Genomic DNA, 3,856 nt, shown 5'->3' on the forward strand with positions numbered 1-3,856 from the left:
ATCGGGTCACCCAGCGTCGTCCCCGTGCCATGCGCCTCCACCGCGTCCACATCGGACGCGGCGAGACCCGCACTCGCCAGGGCAGCCCGGATCACGCGCTGCTGCGACGGACCATTGGGGGCGGTGAGGCCGTTGCTGGCCCCGTCCTGGTTGACGGCCGAGCCACGCACCACCGCCAGCACCGGATGCCCGTTGCGCCGCGCGTCCGACAACCGCTCCAGCACCAGCATGCCCACGCCCTCGGCCCAGCCCGTGCCGTCGGCCTCGTCGGAGAAGGACTTGCAGCGGCCGTCCGGCGACAGCCCGCGCTGCCGGCTGAACTCCACGAAGGCCATGGACGTGGCCATCACGTTCACCCCGCCCGCCAGGGCCAGGGTGCACTCGCCGTTGCGCAGCGCCTGCGCCGCCAGATGCAGGGCTACCAGCGACGACGAACACGCCGTGTCCACCGTCACCGCCGGACCCTCGAGGCCGAAGGTATAGGCCACACGGCCGGAGATGGCGGAGGTGGTGCTGCCGGTGAGGTAGTAGCCCTCACTGCCCTCGGCGGCCTGTTCGCGGCCGAAGGCGTAGCCCTGGGCCGCTGCTCCGGCGAAGACGCCGGCCTGGGAGCCGCGCAGCGAGGTCGGGTCGATGCCCGCCCGCTCGAAGGCCTCCCACGACGCTTCGAGCAGCAGGCGCTGCTGAGGATCCATGGCCAGCGCCTCGCGCGGGGAGATCCCGAAGAAGCCCGCGTCGAACCCAGCGGCCGTGTGCAGGAAGCCGCCGCTGCGGACGTACGACGTGCCGGGGCGATCGGGGTCGGCGTCGTACAGCGCGTCGAGGTCCCAGCCGCGGTCCGTGGGAAAGCCGGTGATGCCGTCCCGGCCCGAGGCCAACAGGTCCCACAGGGCCTCAGGCGAGTCGACGTCACCCGGGTAGCGGCAGCTCATGCCGACGACGACGATGGGATCGTCGTCCGCATGCGCGGCGGTGGCCGGTCCCGTGACGTCGTGGTCCGCTGCCGTGCCGAGCAGCTCGTCGTGCAGGTGGCGGGCGAGGGCGCCGGGGGTCGGGTGGTCGAAGACGAGGGTGGCGGGCAGCCGCAGGCCGGTCGCGGCGTTGAGGCGGTTGCGCAGTTCCACCGAGGTCAGCGAGTCGAAGCCGAGTTCCTTGAAGGCCCTGCTCTCCTCGACGGCGGTCGCCGAGCCGTGGCCGAGGACGGTCGCGACGTGCCCGCGGACGAACTCCGAGAGCGCGGCGAGCTGTTCGTCCTCCGGCCGGCCGGCCAGCTGCCGGGCGAGGCCGGATTCGGCGGTCGTGGAGCGGCCGGTGGCCGTGGCGCGGGTGCGGCGCCCGGTGGAGCCGCGGACCAGGCCGCGCAGCAGCGCGGGCAGGGGCGCCTCGGCGGCGCTCAGGGCGGCCGTGTCGAACCGGACGGGCGCGGTGAGCGCGCCGTCCGCGGCGACGGCGGTGTCGAACAGCGCCAGCGCCTCCTCGGAGGACAGCGGTGCGAGCCCGGAGCGGGCGATGCGGGCGCGGTCGACGTCGGCCAGCTCGCCCGTCATGCCGCTGCGCTCTTCCCAGAAGCCCCAGGCCAGCGACGTGCCGGGAAGGCCCTCGGCGCGGCGGGCGGCGGCCAGGGCGTCGAGGAAGGTGTTGGCCGCGGCGTAGTTGCCCTGGCCGGCGTTGCCGAGCAGACCCGAGACGGACGAGAACAGGGCGAACACCGACAGGTCCAGGTCGCGTGTCAGCTCGTGCAGGTGCCAGGCGGCTTCGGCCTTGGGACGCAGCACCGTGTCGACGCGCTCCGCGGTGAGCGTCGGCAGCATGCCGTCGTCCAGGACGCCGGCGGTGTGGACGACGGTGGTGAGCGGGTGCTCGGCGGGCACGCCGTCCAGCAGCTCGGCCAGGGCTTCCCGGTCCGCGACGTCGCACGCCACCAGACGGGTGCGGGCGCCGAGCGCGTCGAGCGCGGCGACGAGTTCGGCGGCGCCCTCGGCGGCCGGGCCGCTGCGGCTGACGAGCAGCAGGTTCCGCACCCCGTGCCGTTCCACGAGGTGGCGGGCCATGAGCCGGCCGAGGGTGCCGGTGGCGCCGGTGACCAGCGCGGTCCCGCTCCCGGTGCCGGCCGGCGGGGCGGGCACGGTGAGCACCACCTTGCCGATGTGCCGGGCCTGGCTGAGGTGGCGGAACGCCTCGGGCGCCCGCCGGATGTCCCAGGAGGCGACGGGCAGCGGGGTGAGCACGCCCTGCTCGAACAGTTCCAGCAGTTCGGTCAGCATCTCCTGGGTGCGGTCGAGCCCTGCCTCCCCCAGGTCGAACGCCTGGTAGGCGACGCCGGGGTGGGCGGCGGCGACCTCCGCGGGGTCCCGCTGGTCGGTCTTGCCCATCTCCAGGAAGCGCCCGCCGCGCGGCAGCAGCCTGAGCGAGGCGTCCACGAACTCGCCCGCGAGCGCGTCCAGCACCACGTCCATGCCGTGACCGCCGCTCGCCGCACGGAAGCGCTCCTCGAAGTCGAGGGTGCGGGACGAGGCGATGCGGGCCTCGTCCAGTCCAGCGTCGCGCAGCGCGTCCCACTTGCCCTCGCTGGCGGTGCCGTAGACCTCGGCGCCCCAGTGCCGGGCCAGCTGGACGGCGGCCATGCCGACGCCGCCGGCGGCGTTGTGCACGAGCACCGACTCGCCGGGGCGCAGACCGGCCAGGTCGCGCAGACCGTAGTACGCCGTGAGGAAGACGACGGGCACGGACGCGGCCTGGACGAAGGACCAGCCGGTCGGCATGGGAGCGAGCATCCGCCGGTCCGTGACGGCGACGGGGCCGAATGCCCCGGAGAAGACGCCCATCACCCGGTCGCCGGCCGCCAGGTCCGTCACGCCCTCGCCGACTTCGAGTACGACACCGGCGGCCTCGTTGCCCATGACCTGCTGGTTCGGCACGACGCCCAGGGCCAGCAGGACGTCCCGGAAGTTCATGCCGGCGGCCCGCACCTGGACCCGCACCTCACCGGGGCGCAACGGCTCCTCGGCCGCGGGGCTCTCCCTCAGCTCGAGGTTGGCGAACGAGCCCTTGACCGGGATCTCCAGCCGCCAGGCCGAGGACCCGGCCGGCGGCAGCAGCGCCCCACCGCCCTGCCCGACCCGGGCCAGCCGCGGTGCGCGCACCTCACCGTTCCGCACGGCCACCTGCGGCTCGTCCTGCGCCATCGCCCACAGCAGGGCCGCCCGCACCGCCGTGCGGGAGGCTTCGGCGTCGTCGGTGTCGAGCAGCAGGAAGCGGTCCGGGTTCTCGGTCTGCGCCGCGCGCAGCAGCCCCCACACGGGCGCGCCCGCGAGATCCGCCACGCCCTCGTCGGGACCGGCCGCCACGGCGCCGCGCGTCACCACCGCCAGCCGGGACCCGGCCGCCGCGAACCGCTCGTCCGTCAGCCAGGTCTGCACGACGTCGAGGACCTGGTGCGTCACCGCCCGGGCGGCCTCCACGGTGCCGGCCCCTCCTCGCGGGGCCGTCGTCGGCACCGGAAGGACGACGAGGTCCGGAAGTGCCGCGCCCGCAGCCGTCGCGTCGGCCAGCGCGGCCAGATCGGGGTGGGCGTCGGCGGCGAGAGCGGCGCCGAGTCCGGCGGATTCGTCGCCGAGCAGCGCCCAGCGAAGGGAGCCGGCGGTACGGTCGGCCGTCGCCGCGGCGACCGGCGTCCAGTCGAGGTGGAAGAGCGCCTCGTGCTCCGGCGCGCGAGCGGTGTTCGCAGCAGCCGCGAGCTGCTCCCGGTCGACGGGCAGACAGACCAGCGAGTCGACGGTGGCGACGGGCTGTCCGGTGCCGTCGGCGACGCTCACCGACAGCGCGTCCCTGCCGACCGGAGCCAGACGCACCCGCA

At 75.1% G+C, this 3,856-nt stretch carries 1 protein-coding gene; it reads right to left on the bottom strand.

The window, feature by feature from the left end:
- A partial coding sequence (locus tag ACH5A8_RS34505; RefSeq protein WP_399007946.1) for an SDR family NAD(P)-dependent oxidoreductase occupies window positions 1–3,856 on the bottom strand: 3,856 nt, incomplete at both ends.

Source organism: Streptomyces sp. NPDC018610, from assembly GCF_044391765.1.
In the GTDB taxonomy this organism is placed as follows: domain Bacteria; phylum Actinomycetota; class Actinomycetes; order Streptomycetales; family Streptomycetaceae; genus Streptomyces.